15 protein-coding genes are annotated in these 22,157 nt (G+C 63.8%); 11 read left to right on the plus strand and 4 right to left on the minus strand.

All coding sequences use genetic code 11. The features are described from left to right. Positions 1-164: 164 nt before the first annotated feature. The 5 genes from omp10 (at position 165) to RFM52_RS11280 (ending at position 5,712) form a co-directional block, all read left to right on the plus strand. Positions 165-542: an outer membrane lipoprotein Omp10 gene (omp10, locus tag RFM52_RS11260; RefSeq protein WP_320293122.1), complete on the plus strand. Its 378-nt coding sequence runs from the start codon at positions 165-167 to the stop codon at positions 540-542. A 188-nt stretch (positions 543-730) separates the two neighbouring features. Then, entirely contained in the window at positions 731-2,824 is a 2,094-nt protein-coding gene (locus RFM52_RS11265; protein ID WP_320293121.1) for a 5'-nucleotidase C-terminal domain-containing protein, read from the plus strand. Positions 2,825-2,970: 146 nt separating this feature from the next. Further along, positions 2,971-4,035, plus strand: coding sequence for a ferrochelatase (hemH, locus tag RFM52_RS11270; RefSeq protein ID WP_320293120.1), 1,065 nt, complete (start codon positions 2,971-2,973; stop codon positions 4,033-4,035). Positions 4,036-4,273: 238 nt separating this feature from the next. Continuing rightward, positions 4,274-5,224, plus strand: a complete 951-nt coding sequence (locus RFM52_RS11275) for an SPFH domain-containing protein (RefSeq protein ID WP_320293119.1) — start codon at positions 4,274-4,276, stop codon at positions 5,222-5,224. Positions 5,225-5,247: 23 nt separating this feature from the next. Beyond that, positions 5,248-5,712 carry an NfeD family protein gene (locus tag RFM52_RS11280; RefSeq protein ID WP_320293118.1) on the plus strand — a complete coding sequence of 155 codons (465 nt, stop codon included), beginning with the start codon at positions 5,248-5,250 and terminating at the stop codon, positions 5,710-5,712. Between the two features lie 6 nt (positions 5,713-5,718). Here the strand turns inward: RFM52_RS11280 and RFM52_RS11285 are convergent, their stop codons facing one another. After that, positions 5,719-6,720 carry a KpsF/GutQ family sugar-phosphate isomerase gene (locus RFM52_RS11285; RefSeq protein ID WP_320293117.1) on the minus strand — a complete coding sequence of 334 codons (1,002 nt, stop codon included), beginning with the start codon at positions 6,718-6,720 and terminating at the stop codon, positions 5,719-5,721. Between the two features lie 160 nt (positions 6,721-6,880). On the opposite strand from RFM52_RS11285, the gene RFM52_RS11290 reads away from it, so the two are divergent. Then, positions 6,881-8,683 carry an outer membrane beta-barrel protein gene (locus RFM52_RS11290; protein ID WP_320293116.1) on the plus strand — a complete coding sequence of 601 codons (1,803 nt, stop codon included), beginning with the start codon at positions 6,881-6,883 and terminating at the stop codon, positions 8,681-8,683. A 58-nt stretch (positions 8,684-8,741) separates the two neighbouring features. On the opposite strand, the gene galU is transcribed toward RFM52_RS11290, so the two are convergent. Further along, positions 8,742-9,647, minus strand: a complete 906-nt coding sequence (gene galU / locus RFM52_RS11295) for a UTP--glucose-1-phosphate uridylyltransferase GalU (protein ID WP_320293115.1) — start codon at positions 9,645-9,647, stop codon at positions 8,742-8,744. A gap of 256 nt (positions 9,648-9,903) precedes the next feature. On the opposite strand from galU, the gene RFM52_RS11300 reads away from it, so the two are divergent. From RFM52_RS11300 to RFM52_RS11310, 3 genes are all read left to right on the plus strand, one after another. Then, positions 9,904-11,124 carry a lytic murein transglycosylase gene (locus RFM52_RS11300; RefSeq protein WP_320293114.1) on the plus strand — a complete coding sequence of 407 codons (1,221 nt, stop codon included), beginning with the start codon at positions 9,904-9,906 and terminating at the stop codon, positions 11,122-11,124. Between the two features lie 104 nt (positions 11,125-11,228). Further along, positions 11,229-12,443: an SGNH/GDSL hydrolase family protein gene (locus RFM52_RS11305; RefSeq protein ID WP_320293113.1), complete on the plus strand. Its 1,215-nt coding sequence runs from the start codon at positions 11,229-11,231 to the stop codon at positions 12,441-12,443. 211 nt (positions 12,444-12,654) lie between these two features. Next, a complete protein-coding gene (locus RFM52_RS11310) occupies positions 12,655-13,062 on the plus strand; it encodes an MAPEG family protein (RefSeq protein WP_320293112.1) in 408 nt (135 codons plus the stop codon). 68 nt (positions 13,063-13,130) lie between these two features. On the opposite strand, the gene RFM52_RS11315 is transcribed toward RFM52_RS11310, so the two are convergent. After that, positions 13,131-14,585 (minus strand): glutamate synthase subunit beta, encoded by a 1,455-nt coding sequence (locus RFM52_RS11315; RefSeq protein WP_320293111.1) that lies wholly within the window; start codon positions 14,583-14,585, stop codon positions 13,131-13,133. Between the two features lie 197 nt (positions 14,586-14,782). Then, a complete protein-coding gene (gene gltB, locus RFM52_RS11320; RefSeq protein ID WP_320293110.1) occupies positions 14,783-19,519 on the minus strand; it encodes a glutamate synthase large subunit in 4,737 nt (1,578 codons plus the stop codon). A 490-nt stretch (positions 19,520-20,009) separates the two neighbouring features. Between gltB and RFM52_RS11325 the strand changes: the two genes are divergently transcribed. Both RFM52_RS11325 and RFM52_RS11330 read left to right on the plus strand, forming a co-directional pair. After that, positions 20,010-21,059 (plus strand): threonine aldolase family protein, encoded by a 1,050-nt coding sequence (locus RFM52_RS11325; RefSeq protein WP_320293109.1) that lies wholly within the window; start codon positions 20,010-20,012, stop codon positions 21,057-21,059. Between the two features lie 25 nt (positions 21,060-21,084). Next, positions 21,085-21,978, plus strand: a complete 894-nt coding sequence (locus RFM52_RS11330; RefSeq protein ID WP_320293108.1) for an MBL fold metallo-hydrolase — start codon at positions 21,085-21,087, stop codon at positions 21,976-21,978. Positions 21,979-22,157 lie beyond the last annotated feature (179 nt).

Raw genomic sequence — 22,157 nt, forward strand, 5'->3', positions numbered from 1 at the left:
TTGCAATCGCCCGGAAATCGGGCGATTGAAGTGGTGCGGCCTAGAGCGACGTGCGTCCATCCGGACGCACAAAGTACGCTCTAGCACTTTGAATGAACGCATCGTGCTTTCCGAAAATCGGAAACTCGATTTTCGGGCCGATGCGAGAGGAGAGGATTTTCAAAATGACCATTGCGCGCAAACTGCTTTCGGCAGGCGCCGCGGCAAGCCTTCTGGCTGCGGCCGCCTGCACCACCACCGGTCCCTCGGACCAGCCTTCGATGGGAGCGGCGCCGAAGGGCGTCGAGGGCAACTGGATCGACGCCAAGGGCACCGGCCTGTCGACCTTCGCGGCTGGCAGCTTCACCACCGTCGCCACCGATACCGGTCAGAAGCTGTCGGAAGGCAGCTACACCATGACTGGGGCGACCTCGGTCGAGATCCACGGCACCTCGCTGATCCGACAGACGCCGGTCAGCTTCAACTGCCTGATGGTCTCCACCAGCCAGCTCAACTGCACCAGCTCCAGCGGCCAGAACTTCGTTCTGACGCGCCGGGCTTGAGGCAGCCGATTCGATCGACAGGGACGGTGGCGCAAGCCGCCGTCCCTTTTTTGTGCCGGAAAACATCTCCCCTGATTGTGCTTGCATCGGCCGGAACCCGATGTGAACATGACCCGAGGCTGACTGTTATTTTCCAGTCAAGCGAAGGCATTAAGCACCTTTGAAGTCAGCTTATCCGGGAGACGAAGATGAAGAAGATTGCCGCGATCCTAGCCCTGTCCGCCTCGACGCTCGGCCTGTCGGCTGGCGTATCTTTTGCCGACTACACGCTGAACATCCTGCATTTCAACGATTGGCACAGCCGCATCGAAGGCAACAACAAATACGAATCGACCTGTTCCGCCGACGAAGAGACCAAGGGCGAATGCATCGGTGGCGCCGGCCGGCTGATCACGGCGATCGCTGAGCAGCGCAAGAAGCTCGAAGGCCAGAACGTGCTGCTGCTCAATGCTGGCGACAGCTTCCAGGGATCGCTGTTCTACACCACCTACAAGGGTGCCGTGGAAGAGGAATTCCTCAATCAGATCAAGCCCGACGCGGTGACGCTCGGCAACCACGAATTCGACGACGGCGAGACGGCACTGGTGCCTTACCTCGACAAGGCGAAGTTCCCGATCGTCAGCGCCAATGTCATGCCCAACGACAAGTCCGGCGCCGCGGGCAAGATCAAGCCTTCGATCGTCGTCGAGGTCGGCGGCCAGAAGATCGGCATCGTCGGCGCCGTCACCAACGACACGCCGGAGCTCGCCTCGCCCGGCCCCAATATCGCCATCGCGGATGACGTCAAGTCGATCACGGCGGAGATCGAAAAGCTCAAGGCGCAGGGCGTCAATAAGATCATCGCGGTCACCCATATCGGCTACAGGCGCGAGCGCGACGTCATCGCCAAGATCCCGGGCATCGACGTGGTGGTCGGCGGCCACAGCCACACGCTCCTGTCGAACACCGATCCGAAGGCCGAGGGACCGTACCCGACGATGGTCGACAACCCCGACGGCCACAAGGTGCCGGTGGTGCAGGCGGCGTCCTATTCGAAATATCTCGGCGAGTTCAAGGTCGTGTTCGACGACAACGGCAACGTCAAGGAAGCCAGCGGCGCCCCGATCTATCTCGACAAGTCGATCGCGCCCGATCCGACCGTGCTTGCCCGCATCAAGGAACTCGGGGCGCCGATCGAGGCGTTGAAGAACAAGGAGGTGGCCGCGACCACCAAACCGATCGACGGCAGCCGCGAGAATTGCCGCGCCCGCGAATGCGAGATGGGCAATCTCGTCTCCGACGCCATTCTCGACCGCACCAAGGGCCAGGGCGTCGAAATCGTCATCTCGAACGGCGGCGGCCTGCGCGCTTCGATCGACCAGGGCACGGTGACCATGGGCGAGGTGCTGACCGTGCTGCCCTTCCAGAACACGCTGGCCACCTTCAAGATCTCGGGCAAGGACCTTGTCGCCGGCCTCGAAAGCGGCCTCAGCCAGATCGAGGACGGCGCCGGCCGTTTCCCGCAGGTCGCCGGCATCAAATATTCCTTCGACAAGTCGGTCGCGCCCAATGCCGGCCGTGTCAAATCGGTCGAGGTGATGGAGAACGGCGCCTGGACGCCGATCAATCCCGACAAGCAGTACCTGGTCGCCACCAACAACTATGTCCGCCAGGGCGGCGACGGCTACAAGGTCTTCGCCGAGAAGGCGACGGACGCCTATGATTACGGTCCCGGCCTCGAGCAGGTGGTGGCCGACTATCTCGGCGCCCACCAGCCCTACACGCCGAAGCTCGACGGACGTATCACCGAGATCGCGGCGACGACCGCGGCGGCTGAGCCGGCAAAACCAGCCGAGGCGGCGCCTGCCGCGACAGCGCCCGCACCGGCAGCAGAACCGGCAAAGCCGACTGGGGCCGCTCCTGCGGCTGAGGCCGCACCGGCAGCAAGCGAACCGGCAATGCCGGCTTTGCCTTCCGGTTCCAGCGACATCTCCGGCACGCCGCCGGCCGTTCCGGCTGAGACCGCGCCCGCGGCGCCGGCCGCCGAACCGGCAAAGCCCGCCGAAACCGCCCCGGCAGCTCCTGCAGCCGAGCCGGCCAAGCCGGCGCAGGCAACGCCGGCCGAAGCGAAACCGGCCGAGACCAGTCACACCATCGCCGCCGGCGATACCTATTGGGACCTGGCCAAGAAAGCCTATGGCGACGCCACCAAATGGAAGCTCATCTCCGAAGCCAACAAGGATTATAAGCCGCGTCGCCTGCCGCTCGGCGCGACGCTGACCATTCCGCCGGCCGCGAAGTAACCACATCGAGCCGGGGCCGTCACACCCGTCCGGGCCACCGGGCGGGTGTTCCTTTTTCGGGTCCTAACGGGATAAGGTGCGGCCAGACGCAGCATTGAAAACCGGCAGGGCATCGCTAGTTTCCGCGGCGCTACCGGAGACGATTGATGACGATTGCCAGCCCAACCAATGCCGATGCCGCGAAGACAATCGGTCCATTGCCCGCCGGCCACCCGGCCGTCAAACAGGGTAAAATTGGCGTCATGCTGATCAATCTCGGCACGCCGGACGGAATCGAGTTCGCGCCGATGTGGCGCTATCTCAGGGAATTCCTCTCCGACCCGCGCGTCATCGAGCTCAACAAGGCGATCTGGTACCCGATCCTCTACGGACTGGTGCTGACCACAAGGCCGAAGAAGTCCGGCGCCAACTACGCCCGTATCTGGAACCGGGAGATGAACGAGTCGCCGCTGCGCACCTTTACCCGCGCTCAAGGCGAGAAACTCGCCAAGGCGCTCACCGACCTGCCGAATGTCGTGGTCGACTGGGCGATGCGCTACGGCAACCCTTCGACGGCAAGTGTCGCACGCCGTCTGGTCGAGCAGGGGTGCGACCGCATCATGTCCTTCCCGCTATATCCTCAATATTCGGCAACGACGACGGCGACCGCGAACGACCAACTGTTCCGCGCGCTTATGGAGATCAGAAACGCGCCAGCGATCCGCAGCGTGCCGCCTTACTACGATGAGCCGGTCTATATCGAAGCTCTCGCTCATTCGATCGAGCGGCATCTTGGCACGTTGGACTTCAAGCCTGAGGTGGTGATCGCATCCTATCACGGCATCCCAAAACCTTATTTCGAGAAGGGCGATCCCTACCATTGCCACTGCCTGAAGACGACCAGGCTGCTGCGGACAAGGCTCGGCTGGGACGAGAACAAGCTCATCACCACCTTCCAGTCGCGATTCGGCGCGCAGGAGTGGCTGCAGCCCTATACCGACGTCACCGTCGAGAAGCTGGCCAAGGACGGCGTGAAATCGATCGCCATCGTCAATCCGGGCTTTTCCGTCGACTGCATCGAGACGCTGGACGAGATCGGCCGCGAGGCGGCCGAAACCTTCCATCACGCCGGCGGCAAGAACTTCGCTCATATCCCCTGTCTGAACGACAGCGCGGAAGGCATGGCGGTGGTCGAGACGCTGGTGCGGCGCGAGCTTTCCGGCTGGGTGTGACGGGTTTCACCGGTTATGCATGTCGCCCAGAAGTGTGCAGCGGTTCTGGGACAACGACATGCATCAAGACAAAGAGATAAAGCGCGTCGACTGAGTCCGTTTCAGCGCGGCGCGCTTTAGCTCGAAACCGGTGCGCAAAACCCGCCGCTAACCAATATTAGCGATCACCTGATTGTAACGCTGCGGAAACACACTTAAGTGATTTCGTGAGGTCGCCGCCTTTTGAGGGAGAAACGAAATGGGCTTTAGCGGTTTCGATATTGCCATCATTGTTCTTGTCTTCCTGGTCATCATCCTTCTTTTCAAAGGCATCAAGACGGTGCCGCAAGGTTATAATTACACGGTGGAGCGCTTCGGCCGGTACACCAAGACGCTGACGCCTGGCCTGAACATCATCAACCCCATCTTCGAGCGCGTCGGCGCCAAGATGAACATGATGGAGCAGGTGCTCGATGTGCCGACGCAGGAGATCATCACCCGCGACAACGCCATCGTCGGTGTCGACGGCATCGCCTTCTACCAGATCCTCAATGCCGCGCAGGCCGCTTATCAGGTGGCCGGACTGCAGAACGCCATCCTCAACCTCACCATGACCAACATCCGTACCGTCATGGGCTCGATGGACCTCGATGAACTTCTCTCCAACCGCGACGCGATCAACGAGCGTTTGCTGCGCGTCGTCGACGAGGCGGCGCATCCCTGGGGCATCAAGATCACCCGCGTCGAGATCAAGGACATCAACCCGCCGGCCAACCTTATCGAATCGATGGGCCGGCAGATGACCGCCGAACGCAACAAGCGCGCCCAGATCCTGGCCGCCGAAGGCCTCAAGCAGTCGCAGATCCTCGAGGCCGAGGGCCGCAGGGAAGCAGCTTTCCGCGACGCCGAGGCGCGCGAGCGCTCCGCCGAAGCGGAGGCCAAGGCGACGCAGGTCGTGTCGGAAGCCATCGCCAAGGGCGACGTCCAGGCGCTCAACTACTTCATCGCCCAGAAATACACCGAGGCGCTGACCAGGATCGGCTCGGCTACGAACAGCAAGATCGTGCTGATGCCGTTGGAGGCCTCGTCGCTCATCGGCACGCTGGGTGGCATCGGCGAGATCGCCAAGGAAGTGTTCAAGAACGACGGCAGCACCGGCACGCAACGGCAGACGGCGCGCCCGCCGGTGGTTCGCCCGAACGACAACTGATGTCTGCGGCATAGGTGGGCATTATGATAGACCGTATCGTTTCCGAACTCGGCCCGTGGAACTGGATGGTTCTGGGCTTCGTGCTCCTGGTGATGGAGATCGTTGCGCCGGGCGTCTTCATGCTGTGGATCGGCATCGCCGCGCTCATCGTCGGCGCCGTGTCGCTGGCGATCTGGGACGCGGCTTTCTGGACCTGGCAGATCCAGGTCCTGGCCTTCCTGGTCTTGTCGCTGATCTCGGCTTTCGTCGGCAAGAAGCTGATGGCCGGCCGCCACGGCGATGTCGACCAGCCGCTGCTCAACCGGCGCGGCGCGCAGATGGTCGGCAAGCTGGCGACGCTGGCCGAACCGATCAAGAACGGCCGCGGCCGCATCAAGCTCGGCGACACGCTGTGGCGGGTCTCCGGCCCGGATCTTCCGGCCGGCACGCAAGTGCGGGTCGTCAGCGCCGCCGATACCGACCTGGAATTGACTGTAGAGGCCGTCTGATCTTTCTCAGGCTGCGCCGATGCGCAGCAAGTCATGCAGATGGACGAGCCCGACCGGGCGCCCGCTCTCAACCACCATCAGGCTGGTGATGGCGGAGGTGTTGATCGTCTGCAACGCCGTCGCCACCAGCGTGTTCGGACTTGCCGTCTTCGGCTTCTTGGTCATCACCTGATCGACGCTCATGGAAAGAAGGTCGCTGGCGATGTGGCGACGGATGTCGCCGTCGGTGATGATACCGACCAGCGCGCCGTCGGTGCCGGTGATCGCCACGCAGCCAAAACCCTTTTGCGACAGCTCCAGGATCGCCTCGCGCATGCCGGTGCCCGACGGCACCAGTGGCAGCCTTTCGCCGACATGCATGATTTCGCGCAGTTGGGTCAGGTTGGCGCCGAGCTGCCCGCCCGGGTGGAAGGTGCGGAAATGGTCCGGCGTGAAGCCACGCGCCTCGAGCAGCGCGATCGCCAGCGCATCGCCCATGACGAGTTGCAGCAGCGTCGAGGTGGTCGGCGCCAACCCGTGCGGACAGGCCTCCGGCACGGTCGGCAGCAGCAGCACCACGTCGGCGGCACGGGCCAGAGCGGAGGTTTCGCCGGAGGTGATGGCAATCAGCGGGATGGAAAAACGCCTGGAATAGGCGACGATGCCCATCAGTTCCTTGGTTTCCCCGGACCATGACATGGCGATGATGGCGTCGTCGCGGCCAATCATGCCGAGATCGCCGTGATTGGCCTCCGCCGAGTGGACGAAAAAGGCTGGCGTGCCGGTCGAGGCAAGCGTGGCGGCGATCTTGGAGCCTATATGGCCGCTCTTGCCGACGCCGGTGACGATGACGCGGCCCTCGATCCGTGAGATCAGGTCGATCGCGGCGGCAAAAGGCTCGGACAGCCCGTTCGCGAGCGCGGCGGCCAGGGCCGCCACACCGGCCTGCTCCGTCGCTATCGTTCTCAGCGCCGATTCGATCGCAGCCTGCCTGTCCGGCTGCTCTCTTTCTGGGGACCCCGCATGCATGGCGCAAGCGATTAGCGCTTTGCCGCGCCCCTGTCCAACAGAATTGCCGCGACCTGCCGTTCCGGGCGGCTCCAGGGCGGCCGTCTCAACCCTCCGTTAACCATCCGCATTTACGGTTCGGTAAGTATGGCGCAACCGCGCCGCGCAAGCAGTGGTGACGATGTCCGGGGGCCAGTCTGAAACGAAAATAGGTCGGAAGGGCATTGCCGTTGCAGCACTGCTGCTGACGGCAAGCGCGCTTGCCGTGCTGCGTCCCGCGCCGGCATTTTCGCAGGAAACCGAGCTGCGCGGCGAGGTCTCCGAATCGGCCATACTCGCCGACCAGCAGCGCAAGGCCAGGCAATTGAGGGCGCAAGGGTCGCAGGATCAGAACGCGCCCGCGGCCGCTGCCGCCCAGGATACCACACCGACGACGTACCAGCCGTCGAGCCCCGGCGCCGTTCCCGATGACGATCAGACGGCGGGCGCGACGGACAGCATCTTCGACCAGCCGCAGGCAACAGACGATCCATTGGCCGCCACGAAGAAGCCGGCAAAACCGCGACGGCCCTCGACGGCTAGCCAGCGTGCTCAGGACGCCAAGGCCGGCACCAAGTCGAACACCAAGACCGCCGACAAGAAGAAGGCCAAGAAGAAGTCCGGCGATGCCACCGACGGCACGACCACCGCCACCATCGCCACCACCGGCAATCAGCCTGGTACTGCAGCGACCGACGATGACGGCAGCAACCGCCGCGCCGTCACCATCGACAGCGTCGACAAGCAGAAGCTCGACCCGGGCCAGGAGCGCACCGCCTCAATCGAAGGCCAGAAGGTCAAGCCGGAGGACGATCCCTTTGCCGCGCCGGGCGTCAAGGTCGGCACCTTTGTCTTCCGGCCGACGCTCGAGCAAGGCTTCACGGCGACCTCCAACGCCGATTCCAGCAGCGCCGGCAAATCGGCGGTTCTGTCCGAGACGGCGCTGCGCTTCACCGCGACCTCCGATTGGCGCGAGAATTCAGCCCTGATCACCGGCTATGGCCAGTTCCGCAACAGCGTCTCGGGCGAAAAGATCAACGATGCGCAGGGCCGTATCGAAGGTCAGCTCAATGTCGATCTCGACAACGAGCTGCGCGCCATCGCCAAACTCGGCTATGAAGCGGCACCCGAATCGGCCTCCTCTCCGGATGCGATCGCCGGCGTCACCTCGCAGCCGCTGCGCCAGACCGTGGACGGCAGCCTCGGTCTCGAAAAGAGCGTCGGCAAGATGCGTTACGCGCTCACCGGCGCGGTCTCGCACGATTTTTACGGTGACGCCGATCTTTCGGACGGCACCACGGTCTCGCAGAAGGATCGCGACAATACGCTCTACACCGCTACGCTCCGCACCGGTTACGAGATTTCGCCGGCGCTGACGCCCTTCACGGAAGTCGAGCTCGGCCGCAGGGTCTATGATCAGCGTCTCGACACCGACGATTTCGCCCGCTCCTCGAAGCGGCTCGGAGCGCGCGCCGGCGTCGAGCTCGATATGGGTGAGAAACTTTCGGGCGAATTCTCCGTCGGCTGGTTACGCGAGGCGATCGACGACAGCCGCCTCCCGGCAATCGCCGGGCCGTCCATCAATGCCGACCTCAAATGGTCGCCCGAGCGCGGCACCACGATCGGGCTCACCGGCAAGACCAATGTCGAGACGACCACAACTGCCGGCGAGAGCGGCGATATCCTCTACTCCGGCCGCCTGACCGGCGAGCGCCAGATCCGCGCCAATCTGACGATGAATTCGGCGCTGGGCCTCGACTGGCGCGATTACACCGGCTCCGACGGCCACGACATGATCCTGAGCGCCGAGGCCGGGCTGACCTGGTGGCTGAACCGCTATGCCGGGCTCACCACCAGGGTGAGGACGGAGAAGCTGACCAGCAACCTGCCTGGACGCGACTACACGGCCAACAGCGTCTATCTCGGCCTGAAGGTCCAGCGCTGACGCCTCGTCGTCAACTCCGAAGAATTGATGACGAAGCACGGTTGGCCTTGGCAGCAACCTAAGAAGCCGCGCCGCGGCGCTCCACCGGCCGCACTTCATCCAGCAGCGTGCGGATGACGCCGGCCATGCTCCCGTTCATGTCGCTGCGCCAGAGCGCGAAGGCGACATTGGCCTCGACGAAACCTTCCGGCGAGCCGCAATCGAAGGTGCGCCCCTTGTAGTGATAGCCGTAGAAGGGCTGCTTTTTCTGCAGCTTCAGCATCGCGTCGGTCAGCTGGATCTCGTTGCCGGCGCCGCGTTCCTGGCTTTCCAGGATGCCGAAGATTTCCGGTTGCAGGATGTAGCGGCCGTTGATGAAGAGGTTGGACGGCGCGGTGCCCTGCTTCGGCTTCTCCACCATTTGGGTGATGCGGAAGCCGTGATGTGTGTCCTCGCCGCGGCCGACAATGCCGTATTTGTGCGCCTCCGCCGGGTCGCATTCCTGCACGGCGATGATGTTGTTGCCGGTCTCGGCATAGAGCTCGACCATGTCCTTCATGCAGCTCTTTTCCGACTGCATGATCATGTCCGGCAAAAGCAGCGCGAACGGCTCGTCGCCAACCAGCTCACGGGCGCACCAGACGGCGTGGCCGAGGCCCATCGGCACCTGCTGGCGCGTGAAGCTGGTCTGTCCCGGCGCTGGCTGCAGCCGCTGCAGGCGGGCGAGCTGGTCGTCCTTGCCGCGCTGGGCGAGCGTGTCATAGAGCTCGAACTGAACGTCGAAATGGTCCTCGATGACCGCCTTGTTGCGCCCGGTCACGAAGATGAAATGCTCGATGCCGGCCTCGCGCGCCTCGTCGACCACATATTGGATGACCGGCCGGTCGACGACGGTCAGCATTTCCTTCGGGATGGCCTTGGTGGCCGGAAGGAACCGCGTGCCGAGGCCGGCGACCGGAAAAACTGCCTTGCGAACGCGCTTCATGCTGACACCCCTGCGTTTCGGCCAATTATCCGCTCGGCGACGCGCTCCGCAATCCCCCCCGAGATTTTCATGCCGGAATTCCATTTTCACGCTGGAATTCATTTTCACGCCGGAATGCTGGATTAACGAGCGAGCGGTGAACGTAGAACTAAAGCCCCGATCCCTTATTTTCGTTCCCGGCGGCACCTATGGTAAACTAAATACTAACCCGGTTCGGCGTTGAATGATCCTTCCTGATCTGACGAAGGAGGAAATGATGTCCGTTCGCAACACCGCAAGGCGCCTGACGGCACTGGCGACCGCCGCCGGCCTCACGCTGGCCTTGCTGATGCCTGCCGGACCCGCTTTCGCCGATGCCGGGTTCCGCCAGTGGGTCGCCGGCTTCCGCGCCACGGCGGTCGCGGGCGGTGTTTCGGGCGCCATCTACGACCAGGCTATGCGAGGCATCGAGCCCGACCCGGTCGTGCTGGAAAAGGCCCGTACCCAGCCGGAGTTCAGCGCGCCCGCCTGGGACTATTTCGACAACCGCGTGCATGACCAGTCGGTGGCCAACGGCCAGGCGATGGCGAAGAAATGGAAGCCGTGGCTCGATCGCATCGAGGCGCGGTTCGGTGTCGACCGCAACATCCTTCTGGCCATCTGGTCGATGGAAACGAACTATGGCGAGATCCTCAAGCGCGACGACATCATGCGCAACGTCATCCGTTCGCTTTCCACGCTGGCCTATGGCGACGCGAAGCGCTCGAAATATGCCCGCACCCAGTTGATCGCTGCCTTGAAGATCCTGCAGACCGGCGACATCGACGAGAGCCATCTGATGGGCTCCTGGGCCGGCGCCATGGGCCAGACCCAGTTCATCCCGACCAGCTATCAGCGCTACGCGGTGGACATGGACGGCAACGGCAAGCGTGACATCTGGAATTCGATCCCCGACGCGCTGGCGACCTCCGCCAACCTTTTGAAGAAGAACGGCTGGCAGGCTGGCAAGACCTGGGGCTATGAAGTGACCATACCAGCCGGCAAGCTGCCCGGCGGAGCAAAGACGATCGCCCAATGGCAGTCGCTCGGCGTCGCCAGGGCCAACGGCAAGCCGTTCAAGAACCTGACCGACAAGGCGACGCTGAAAGTGCCGGACGGTCGGGGCGGCCCGGCCTTCCTGATGATCAGGAATTTCTCGGTCATCAAGGCTTACAACAATGCCGACAAATACGCTTTGGCCGTCGGCCTTCTGGCCGACGAGATCGCCGGCGGCACCGGCCTGGTGCAGGACTGGCAGCGGCCTTTCACGAAGCTCAGCTTCGAGGAGCGGCAGGAGCTGCAGAAGCGGCTTTCCGAGCACGGCTATTATGACGGCAAGTTCGACGGCAAGATCGGCGACGGCTCGAAAGCCGCCATCATGGCCTACCAGGCCAAGGTCGGCCTGAACCAGGATGGCTATCCGAGCATGGAAGTGCTCAAATGGCTCCGAAAAAAGTAGAACCCGCGGAAGCGCCAGGCGTCCGTTCAAAGACGGCACGGATGCTGTAGCGCTTCATACCTGCGCGTGGCGTTTGAGCCACGCGCCAAGGGATGGAGAGGTGTTTGGTTTCGGTCGCGCGTATCAGGCAGGGCATTCGCCGGGCGCCGATCCTGATTCTGGCTCTCGCCGTGCTTGTCGTCACCGCGGCCGGCGCCTTCCACGCGCCGGCATTCGCGCAGGAGGAAAGCCGCGGCTGGTCGTTGCGCGACCTTCTGTTCCCACGCCGCAGCGAACGCGTCGAGCCCCCGCTGGAAATCCAGAAAGCTAGGCCGAAGCCGAAGAAGAAACCCAAGCCGCGCCCGCCGGCGGAGCCGGAGACGCCGATCGTCGAGAAGACGAACGACGCCCGGACCGTCCTGGTGGTCGGCGATTTTCTGGCGAGCGGGCTGGCGGAGGGCCTGGACACGGCCTTTGCCGACAACCCTGCCGTCAGGATCGTTTCCCGCGCCAACGGCTCGTCCGGCTTCGTTCGTGACGATGTCTACAATTGGCCAGCCCAGATAAAATCCCTGATCGAAAGCGAAAAACCGGCGGCGGTGATCCTCATGCTGGGTTCCAACGACCGGCAGCAGATGAAGGTCGGCGACGTGCGCGAGCAGCCGCGCTCGGAGAACTGGACCAAGGAATATGAGCGCCGCACCGATGCGCTCGGCAAGGCTATACAGGACGCCAAGGTGCCATTCCTGTGGGTCGGCATGCCGGCTTTCGGTGTGTCGAAGATGAACTCCGACATGCTCGCCTTCAACGACATCTACCATTCGGTCGCTCAAAGCCATGGCGGCGAATTTGTCGACGTATGGGACGGCTTCGTCGATGAGAACGGCGCATTCGTCACCTCCGGTCCGGACATCAATGGCCAGCCGGCCCGCCTGCGTTCCGATGACGGCATCAACGTCACCAAGGCCGGCAAGCGCAAACTCGCCTTCTACACGGAAAAGCCGTTGGCCAAGATCCTGGGCCTGGCGGCGCCGGGAAGCGTCACCACTGTGTCGGCGCCCGCCGGCGCTCCGGTCGAGGCGCCGAAGCCGGCCGCCGCACCCGTCATCGTCGACCGCACCGCGCCGATGCTGCTCGGCGACCCGTCGCTCGACGGCGGCACCGAACTGCTCGGCGCCGCGCAGCCAGCCAGAGCCGATCCGAACCTGCCGGGTGAAAAACTGGTCGTCGAAGGCAAGGCGGCGGCCGCCTCGCCCGGCCGCGCCGACGATTTTTCCTGGCCGCCTAAGCCGCCGGCGACGGCGGCTGTCGAGTCTGGCGCGACGCCGGCAACTCCTTGACCGACGTTCCTGCGTGGAGCAATTCAGGAAAAGTGTGAGCGGTTGGGCTCGGCGACTTCGCCGTAGCCTTCCGTCCGGAATTGCGTAAAAACAAAAGGATAGGGCCGTTCGCCGTTTTCATGAAACGGTGAACCACTCCAGCGGCAATTTCGCGCCTAGCCGAACAATGGCATTATTGGATTTTGGCCGAAGTCAAAGTCGGGGGACGAATATGTCGGCAACAGGCTATGCCTTGCTTGGGTTCGTGACTTGGACCCTCTTACTGCTCATATGGATGGAAATCCTGCGCACGTATCTTGTGGTGAGCGGCCGCGTTCCGGCAAATGGATTCGCGCCGGACAACGCCGGTCTTTCGCCCTTCTTGCAGCGGCTGGCGCGCGCCCACGCCAATTGCATCGAAGGCCTTCCCATATTCGGAGGTCTCATGGCCCTGGCCATGATGAGTGCGCGCGCCTCGATTACCGACCCGCTCGCATATTGGTTTCTCGGCGCGCGGCTGGTGCAGTCGGCCATTCATTTGACGTCGACAAGTCCGGCCGCCGTCAAGGCTCGATTTTCGGCGTTTGCGGTCCAGATGGCCGTCGGCCTCTATTGGGCGATAGAGCTGCTGACCAGCTAAGGCGTCTCACCGTTTCATGGAAACGGTGAGTCACCAAGGTTGCGGTTCGTTAGCCGCAAATCGCCGCTTCAGCGCGGCAGCACCGTCGATCCCATCAGCGCCTCGTCGATCGAGCGCGCCGCCTGGCGGCCCTCGCGAATCGCCCAGACCACCAGCGACTGGCCGCGGCGCACGTCGCCGGCGGCATAGAGCTTGTCGACGCTGGTCCTGTAGTCGCGGTCGTTGGCCTCGACATTATTCGAGCGGCGGCTGTCGGTGACGACCTTGATCTCCCCGTCGAGCTCCTTCATCAGGCTGTCGCTCGCCGGGCCGGCGAAGCCGATGGCGATGAAGGCGAGATCGGCGCGGATGACGAACTCGGTGCCGGCGATCGGCTTGCGCCTGTCATCGACCTCGCAGCAGCGCACACCGGTCAGCTGGCCTTCCTCGCCGATGAACTCTAGCGTCGCCACCTGGAACTCGCGCTCGGCGCCCTCGGCCTGCGAGGAGGACGTGCGCATCTTGGTCGCCCAATAGGGCCATACCGAGAGCTTGTCTTCCTTCTCCGGCGGCTGCGGACGGATGTCGAGCTGGGTCACGCGCACCGCGCCCTGGCGGAAGGCGGTGCCGATGCAGTCGGACGCGGTATCGCCGCCGCCGACGACGACGACATGCTGGCCGCCGGCGATGATCGGGTGCGAGGGCCACGCCACCGACTGGATCGGCTCGCCGCCGACGCGGCGGTTCTGCTGCACCAGGTAAGGCATGGCGTCGTAGACGCCGCTGAGGTCGCTGCCCGGAATGCCGGCCGGACGCGGGGTTTCCGAACCGCCGCAATAGAGCACGGCGTCGAATTCGGCGAGCAGGTCGGTCACCTTCATGTCGACGCCGACATTGACGCCGCAATGGAAGGTCACCCCCTCGCCCTGCATCTGCTCGATGCGCCGGTCGATATAGTGCTTCTCGATCTTGAAGTCCGGAATGCCGTAGCGCATCAGTCCGCCGGGACGGCTTTCGCGCTCATAGACATGCACGTCGTGGCCGGCGCGACCGAGCTGCTGCGCCGCCGCCATGCCGGCCGGACCGGAGCCGATGACGGCGACCCGCTTGCCGGTCTTCCGCTCCGGCGGATAGGGCCGGATATGGCCGGTTTCGTAGGCCTTGTCGGCGATCGCCTGCTCGACCGTCTTGATGGCGACCGGAATGTCCTCGAGGTTCAGCGTGCAGGCTTCCTCGCAAGGCGCCGGGCAGATGCGGCCGGTGAATTCCGGGAAATTGTTGGTCGAATGCAGGTTGCGGATCGCATTGTCCCAGTCGCCATTGTAGACGAGGTCGTTCCAATCGGGGATCTGGTTGTGGATCGGACAGCCGGTCGGCCCGTGGCAGAACGGAATGCCGCAATCCATGCAGCGCGCAGCCTGTTTCTCGACCTCCTTGTCCGACATTGGCAGCGTGAATTCGCGGAAATGCCGGATGCGGTCCGAGGCAGGCTGGTACTTGTGCACCTGCCGGTCGATCTCGAGAAAGCCTGTTACCTTGCCCATAGTCCAGTCCCTGCTGTCCGAAGGCACGCTTTTTGTCGCGCACCCGTTAACCCCTTAAGGCTGCCATGGCAACCGCACCTTGTTGGAGCATGACCTTCGCCGAAAACCGGTTCCCACTTTTCGGGGTCATGCTCTCGGGGTCAGGATTGTTGGTGAGGATGCCGGCCGGGAAGTCGTCTTCCCGGCCATGCCAAAAACTATTCCGCCGCCACGCTCATGCGCATGCGTTCCATCTCGATCAGCGCGCGGCGGTATTCCACCGGCATGATTTTTCGGAATTTCGGCCTAAAATTCTGCCAGTCGTCGAGGATCTCGCGGCCGCGCACCGAACCGGTGAAATGCACGTGGTTCGAGATCAGCTGGTAGAGCCGTTCCTCGTCATGGCTGGTCATGTCGCCGGAGACGTCGACGCGGCCCTTGTGGTCGAGGTCGCCGCCGTGATGGAGCAGTTTTTCCATCAGGTCGTCCTCTTCCGGGACCGGCTCGAGTTCGACCATCGCCATGTTGCAGCGTTCGGCGAAATCGCCCTTCTCGTCCAGCACATAGGCGACGCCGCCCGACATGCCGGCGGCGAAGTTGCGCCCGGTCTTGCCGATGACGACGACGATGCCGCCGGTCATGTATTCGCAGCCGTGGTCGCCGACGCCTTCGACGACGGTGACGACGCCGGAGTTGCGCACCGCGAAGCGCTCGCCGGCGACGCCGGCGAAATAGGCCTCGCCCTCGGTGGCGCCATAGAGCACCGTGTTGCCGACGATGATCGATTCAGCCGCGACGATTCTAGCCTCTTCCGGCGGGCGGATGACGAGGCGGCCGCCCGACAGGCCCTTGCCGACATAGTCGTTGCCGGCGCCGACCAGATCGAAGGAAACGCCGCGCGCCAGGAAGGCGCCGAAGGACTGCCCCGCCGTGCCGGTGAGCTTGACGGTGATCGTATCGTCGCGCAGCCCCTTGTGCTTGAAGCGCTTGGCGACTTCGCCCGACAGCATCGCGCCCGCCGAGCGGTCGACATTGCGGATCGGCAGCTCGATGGTGACGGGCTGCTTGGCTTCGAGCGCCGGCTTGGCCAGCTCGATCAGCTTGCGGTCGAGCACGTCGTCGATCGGATGCTTCTGCCGCTCGGTCCAGTGCAGCGCCTCATGCGGCGCGTCCGGCTTGAAGAACATCTTCGAGAAGTCGAGCCCACGCGCCTTCCAGTGCTGGATGACGTCGCGCTTTTCCAGAAGATCGCTGTCGCCGATGATCTGGTCGAGATGGGTGTAGCCCATTTCGGCGAGCAGCGCCCGCACCTCTTCCGCCACGTAGAAGAAGAAGTTGATGACATGCTCGGGCGTGCCCTTGAAGCGCTTGCGCAGCACCGGGTCCTGCGTCGCCACGCCCACCGGGCAGGTGTTGAGGTGGCACTTGCGCATCATGATGCAGCCGGCCGCGATCAGCGGCGCGGTCGAGAAGCCGAACTCGTCGGCGCCGAGCAGCGCGCCGATGATGACGTCGCGCCCGGTGCGCAATCCGCCATCGACCTGCAGCGCCACGCGAGAGCGCAGGCCGTTGAGCACCAACGTCTGGTGCGTTTCGGCGAGGCCCATTTCCCACGGACTGCCGGCATGCTTGAGCGAGGTCAGCGGCGAAGCGCCGGTGCCGCCGTCATAGCCGGAGATGGTGATGTGGTCGGCGCGCGCCTTGGCGACACCCGCCGCGACCGTGCCGACGCCGACTTCCGACACCAGCTTGACCGAGACGTCGGCCGCCGGATTGACGTTCTTCAGGTCGTAGATCAGCTGCGCCAGATCCTCGATCGAATAGATGTCGTGATGCGGCGGCGGCGAGATCAGGCCGACGCCGGGCGTCGAGTGCCTGACCTTGGCGATGGTCGCATCGACCTTGTGCCCGGGCAGCTGACCGCCCTCGCCGGGCTTGGCGCCCTGCGCCACCTTGATCTGCATCATATCGGAATTGACGAGGTACTCCGCCGTTACGCCGAAGCGCCCCGAGGCGACCTGCTTGATCGCCGATCGTTCCGGATTCTTGCCGCCGCCGGGCAGCGGCAGATAGCGGTCGGCCTCTTCGCCGCCCTCGCCGGTGTTGGACTTGCCGCCGATGGCGTTCATGGCGCGCGCCAGCGTGGTATGCGCCTCCCGCGAAATCGAGCCGAACGACATCGCCCCGGTCGAGAAACGCTTGACGATCTCGGCCGCCGGCATGACCTCGTCGATCGAAACCTTCTTGCGCCCGGTCTCGTCCGCCAGCTTGATCTTGAACAGGCCGCGAATGGTCTGGGCGCGCGCGGTCGCGCTGTCGATCTGCGCCGAATAGTCCTTGAACGTGTCCCACGAGCCCTGCCGCACCGCGTGCTGCAGGCTGGCCACCGCGTCTGGCGACCACATATGCGCCTCGCCGCGCATGCGGAACATGTATTCGCCGCCGACCTCGAGGTTGTTGCGCAGCACCGGATCGCTGCCGAAGGCATCGCTGTGGCGGCTGAGCGTCTCGGTGGCGATCTCGTCCAGGCCGACGCCTTCGATCAGCGTCGCGGTGCCAGTGAAATACTGCTGCACGAAGTCCGACTTCAGCCCGATGGCGTCGAAGATCTGCGCGCCGCAATAGGACTGGTAGGTCGAGATGCCCATCTTGGACATCACCTTGAGGATGCCCTTGCCGATCGACTTGATGTAGCGCGAGACCACCTCGTATTCGTCGACTTCTTCCGGCAGCTCGCCACGCTTGTGCATGTCGAGCAGCGTGTCGAAGGCGAGATAGGGGTTGATCGCCTCGGCGCCGTAGCCGGCGAGGCAGCAGAAGTGATGCACTTCGCGCGGCTCGCCGGATTCCACCACAAGCCCGACCGAGGTGCGCAGGCCCTTGCGGATCAGGTGATGGTGCACGGCGGCGGTGGCCAGCAGCGACGGAATGGCAATGCGGTCCGGCCCGACCTGGCGGTCGGACAGGATGATGATGTTATAGCCGCCGGCGACCGCCGCCTCGGCCCGCTCGCAGAGCCGGTCGATGGCGCCCTGCATGCCGGCCGCACCCTCGTTCGAGCCGTAGGTGATGTCGATCGTCTTGGTGTCGAACCGGTCCTCGGTATGGCCGATGGAGCGGATCTTCTCCAGATCGCCATTGGTCAGGATCGGCTGGCGCACTTCGAGTCGCTTGCGGCGCGACGTGCCGACCAGGTCGAAGATGTTCGGCCGCGGGCCGATGAACGACACCAGGCTCATCACCAGCTCCTCGCGGATCGGGTCGATCGGCGGGTTGGTGACCTGGGCGAAGTTTTGCTTGAAATAGGTGTAGAGCAGCTTCGACTTGTCCGACATCGCCGAGATCGGCGTGTCGGTGCCCATCGAGCCGACCGCTTCCTGGCCGGTGGTGGCCATCGGCGCCATCAGAAGCTTGGTGTCTTCCTGCGTGTAGCCGAAGGACTGCTGGCGATCGAGCAGGCTGACATCCTTGCGCAGCGCGCGCGGCTCGACCGGCTTCAGGTCTTCGAGGATGAGCTGCGTATTGGCGAGCCAGGTCTTGTAGGGGTGCCTGGTCGCGATCTCCGACTTGATCTCCTCATCGGAGACGATGCGGCCCTTGGCGAGATCGATGAGCAGCATGCGGCCGGGCTGCAGCCGCCACTTCTGCACGATCTTTTCCTCCGGCACCGGCAGCACGCCGGCTTCCGAAGCCATGATGACGCGGTCGTCATCGGTGACGATGTAGCGAGCCGGGCGCAGGCCGTTGCGGTCGAGCGTCGCGCCGATCTGGCGGCCGTCGGTGAAGACCACCGCCGCCGGTCCGTCCCACGGCTCCATGAGCGCCGCGTGGTACTCGTAGAAAGCCTTGCGGTCGGCGTCCATGAGCTTGTTGCCGGCCCAGGCTTCCGGGATCAGCATCATCATGGCGTGGCTGAGCGAATAGCCGCCCTGGAACAGGAACTCGAGCGCGTTGTCGAAGCACGCCGTGTCCGACTGTCCCTCATAGGAGATCGGCCAGAGCTTCGAGATGTTGTTGCCGAACAGCTCGGAATCGACCGAGGCCTGGCGCGCCGCCATCCAGTTGTTGTTGCCGCGCACGGTATTGATCTCGCCATTATGCGCGACCATGCGGTAGGGATGCGCCAGCTTCCACGACGGGAAGGTATTGGTCGAGAAGCGCTGGTGGACGAGGATCAGCGCCGTTTCGAAGCGCGGGTCCTTGAGGTCCTTGTAATAGGCGCCGACCTGGTAGGCCAGGAACATGCCCTTGTAGACGACGGTGCGCGCCGACAGCGACACGCAATAGGCGCCGATGTCCTTGTTGTCGTTCTCGGCGTAGATGCGGCCCGAGATCACCTTGCGCAGCAGGTAAAGCCGCGCCTCGTACTCTTCGTCGTCCGGAATGTCGGCGGTGCGGCCGATGAACACCTGCCGATGGAACGGCTCCGACGCGACGATGCCCGGCGCCTTTGACAGCGACGAATTGTCGACCGGCACGTCGCGGAAACCGATGAGCGGCAGGCCTTCCGACTGCGCCGATTCGGCGATGATCTCTTCGATATGGGCGCGCAGCGCTGCGTCCTGCGGCATGAACCAGTGGCCGACGCCGTATTGGCCTGCCGGCGGCAGTTCGACGCCCTTGGCGGCCATTTCCTCGCGGAAGAAGCCGTCCGGGATCTGCACCAGCACGCCGGCGCCGTCGCCGACCAGCGGATCGGCGCCGACGGCGCCGCGGTGGGTGAGGTTTTCCAGCATCGCCAGACCGTCCTCGACGATCTGGTGCGACTTCACGCCCTTCATGTTGGCGATGAAGCCGACGCCGCAGGCGTCATGCTCGTTGCGCGGATCATAGAGGCCCTGCGCTGCCATGCCGTTGGCAGTTCGCAGTTCTTTGGTCAGGACGGTATTTTTAACGGCTGTCGCTTTCGTCTGCGCGGCCTGGCCGTTGATCGCAGATAGCGTCAGTTCCGTCATCGTCCTATCCTCCGTTCTCCACCTTAGCCCCGACCGTCTCAGGGCGCTGGTTTGCCTTGGGAAGCGAGAATGCTTCCCCTTCATCCTGCTGCACGTCTTGCGAAATCCATCGAACCATACGGCTATACGCCCGGTTCGCATCCGGTATCGTACAGGCCAGAGCCGGGCCGTCTACCCGCCGCTCGCGACAATGGCCGGAATGGCAGCAATGATACGCCAGTCCAGCCTGTTTTGTGCGACAAAATAAGACAGCACTACTGTCCTAAATTTTTTATGGCAGAAATCCGGCGACCACACAAGACCGATTCACAAAAAACTTGGCGGCGTCGCGACACAAAATTTCGTGACAGGCGCCGCAAACGCAAGCTTTGGTCCGGGCCTTCCGGACCTGCGGCTGGCTTCACCACTTTGCGAAGCGTTGGCCCTTGCGCTTCGACTGCCGAAGCGGTCAAGTCCCGCCGCTTTTGCCAATCATGACATGGACCTCTCGATGTTCTTTGCATCCGACAACTGGGCGGGCGTTCACCCCGACATTTCGGCCAACCTGTCGCGCCATGCCGCGGGCGTTTCGACAGCCTATGGCGACGGCGATCTGGACCGCGCCGTCTATCGCCGCTTCAGCGAGATCTTCGAGCGCGAGGTGCAGGTCTTCTTCGTCGCGACCGGTACGGCGGCTAACGCGCTTTCGATGGCCGCGTTGAACCGCATCGGCGGCATCGCGCTTTGCCATTCCGAAGCGCATATGAATGTCGACGAGTTCGGCGCGATGGGTTTCTACACCGGCGGCGCACGCATGGCGCCGGTGCCGGGACCGCTGGGGCGGATGAACCCGGAGGCTCTCGACCGGGCCATCAAGCGCTATTCGCAGGATCTGGCCCCTGCCGGCCAGCCGATGGCGGTCACCGTCACCCAGGCGACCGAGGTCGGCACGGTCTACAGCGCCGACGACGTCAAGGCCATCGCCGAGGTCAGCCGCCGCCACAAGCTGCCGCTGCACATGGACGGCGCGCGCTTCGCCAATGCGATTGCCGCGACCGGCGTCAGCCCGGCCGAAATGACCTGGAAGAGCGGCGTCGACCTGATCTCCTTCGGCGGCACCAAGAATGGCTGCTGGATGGCCGACGCGGTGGTGATCCTCAATCCGGATGTCGGCAAGGATTCGCGTCTGTTGCGCCAGCGCGCCGGGCAGACCTTCTCCAAGGCCCGCTTCATCTCGGCCCAGTTCGAGGCCTATTTCACCGACGAATTGTGGTTGAGGATGGCGGGCCACGCCAATCAGATGGCAGCACACCTGGCCGAAACGATCGAGGATGCGCCGGCCGGCAGGCTCGCCTGGCTGCCGCAGGCCAACGAGGTGTTCGCCATCCTCGGTCGTGCCACAGCGGAAAAGCTGCAAGCGGCCGGCGCCAAATTCTACGAATGGGGCGTGCCGCAGGGTTTTGACGGGCATCTCGGCGACAATGAAGCGATCTACCGCTTCGTCGCCAGCTTCGCAACCACGACTCAGGAGATCGACCGTCTCGGCCAGTTGCTTGGCTGAGCTCGCAGCACTCAGGAGCAGCCGGATGACCAAGCTTTCTCTCGGTTCGACGATGCGGCTGATCCATCCGGCGCCGAATCTGCTCGGCTTCTATGATGGCCGTGTCGATGGCGTTCGCATCTGGTCGCACGAGCCGAATTGGCTCGACGACGGCGCTTACACGCTCGGCATCTGCACCTATGCGATCGTCGATGGATCGCAGGCGCTCGTCTATGACACGCACATCTCCCTGCCCCATGCCCGCCTCATCCGGCTAACCCTTGAGGAGATGGGCGTGACCTCGATACGCGTCGTGCTCAGCCACTGGCATGACGACCATATCGCCGGCAACGAGGTGTTTAAGGATTGCGAGATCATCGCCAACCGCCTCACCGCCTCGGCACTCGAACGCGGCCGGGCCGACATCGAGGGCGGCAATCCACCGATCAAGCCACTGGTGCTGCCCAACAGGATTTTCGAGGACAGCCTTAGCCTGACGGTCGGAGCGATCGCGATCGAACTGCGCCAGGTCGAGATCCACAGCCATGACGGCACGGTGTTGCTGATGCCCGAGGCTGGCCTGCTTCTGGCAGGCGACACGCTGGAGGACTCCGTCACCTATGTGTCGGAACCGGAGCGTTTGAGCGAACATCTGATCGACCTCGAGCGCATGGCCGGCTGGCAGTTCGATCGGATCCTGCCCAACCACGGTTCCTTCGAGGCAATCGAAGCCGGCGGCTATGACAGAAGCTTCATCGCGGCGACCGAGGCCTATGTCCGAAAGCTGCTTGCCTGCCGGCAAGACCCAGACCTGGCAAGGCAGGATCTAAGGACCTTCGGCGCCGATATTTTCGCCATGACCGCGACCGAATATTTCGCGCCATACGAAGCCGTTCACCGGCAGAACGTCGAGGCTGTTCTTGCCACAAATAGCCAATAGGCTGCGTCGCAGCTAGTTCCTCAACACAGTGATTTTGAAAGATTGCAGGCTTGTCGGGCAAGGCCATCAACGTCCGTTTGGGGTAAGTCGGCGCAAACGCCGGCGATGAGCTGAAGGCTCCTGAACCTCGTCATTCCAGGGCGGAGCAAGGAGCGAAGCGACGCGCGCAGACCCTGGAA

The sequence above is a fragment of the Mesorhizobium humile genome, assembly GCF_033977215.1.
Classification (GTDB): domain Bacteria; phylum Pseudomonadota; class Alphaproteobacteria; order Rhizobiales; family Rhizobiaceae; genus Mesorhizobium; species Mesorhizobium humile.

What these genes read in the sequence shown, in the direction of transcription:
- omp10 (WP_320293122.1), top strand. Translation starts at nt 165, where the DNA reads ATGACCATTGCGCGCAAACTGCTTTCGGCAGGCGCCGCGGCAAGCCTT.
- RFM52_RS11265 (WP_320293121.1), top strand. Translation starts at nt 731, where the DNA reads ATGAAGAAGATTGCCGCGATCCTAGCCCTGTCCGCCTCGACGCTCGGC.
- hemH (WP_320293120.1), top strand. Translation starts at nt 2,971, where the DNA reads ATGACGATTGCCAGCCCAACCAATGCCGATGCCGCGAAGACAATCGGT.
- RFM52_RS11275 (WP_320293119.1), top strand. Translation starts at nt 4,274, where the DNA reads ATGGGCTTTAGCGGTTTCGATATTGCCATCATTGTTCTTGTCTTCCTG.
- RFM52_RS11280 (WP_320293118.1), top strand. Translation starts at nt 5,248, where the DNA reads ATGATAGACCGTATCGTTTCCGAACTCGGCCCGTGGAACTGGATGGTT.
- RFM52_RS11285 (WP_320293117.1), bottom strand. Translation starts at nt 6,720, where the DNA reads ATGCATGCGGGGTCCCCAGAAAGAGAGCAGCCGGACAGGCAGGCTGCG.
- RFM52_RS11290 (WP_320293116.1), top strand. Translation starts at nt 6,881, where the DNA reads ATGTCCGGGGGCCAGTCTGAAACGAAAATAGGTCGGAAGGGCATTGCC.
- galU (WP_320293115.1), bottom strand. Translation starts at nt 9,647, where the DNA reads ATGAAGCGCGTTCGCAAGGCAGTTTTTCCGGTCGCCGGCCTCGGCACG.
- RFM52_RS11300 (WP_320293114.1), top strand. Translation starts at nt 9,904, where the DNA reads ATGTCCGTTCGCAACACCGCAAGGCGCCTGACGGCACTGGCGACCGCC.
- RFM52_RS11310 (WP_320293112.1), top strand. Translation starts at nt 12,655, where the DNA reads ATGTCGGCAACAGGCTATGCCTTGCTTGGGTTCGTGACTTGGACCCTC.
- RFM52_RS11315 (WP_320293111.1), bottom strand. Translation starts at nt 14,585, where the DNA reads ATGGGCAAGGTAACAGGCTTTCTCGAGATCGACCGGCAGGTGCACAAG.
- gltB (WP_320293110.1), bottom strand. Translation starts at nt 19,519, where the DNA reads ATGACGGAACTGACGCTATCTGCGATCAACGGCCAGGCCGCGCAGACG.
- RFM52_RS11325 (WP_320293109.1), top strand. Translation starts at nt 20,010, where the DNA reads ATGTTCTTTGCATCCGACAACTGGGCGGGCGTTCACCCCGACATTTCG.
- RFM52_RS11330 (WP_320293108.1), top strand. Translation starts at nt 21,085, where the DNA reads ATGACCAAGCTTTCTCTCGGTTCGACGATGCGGCTGATCCATCCGGCG.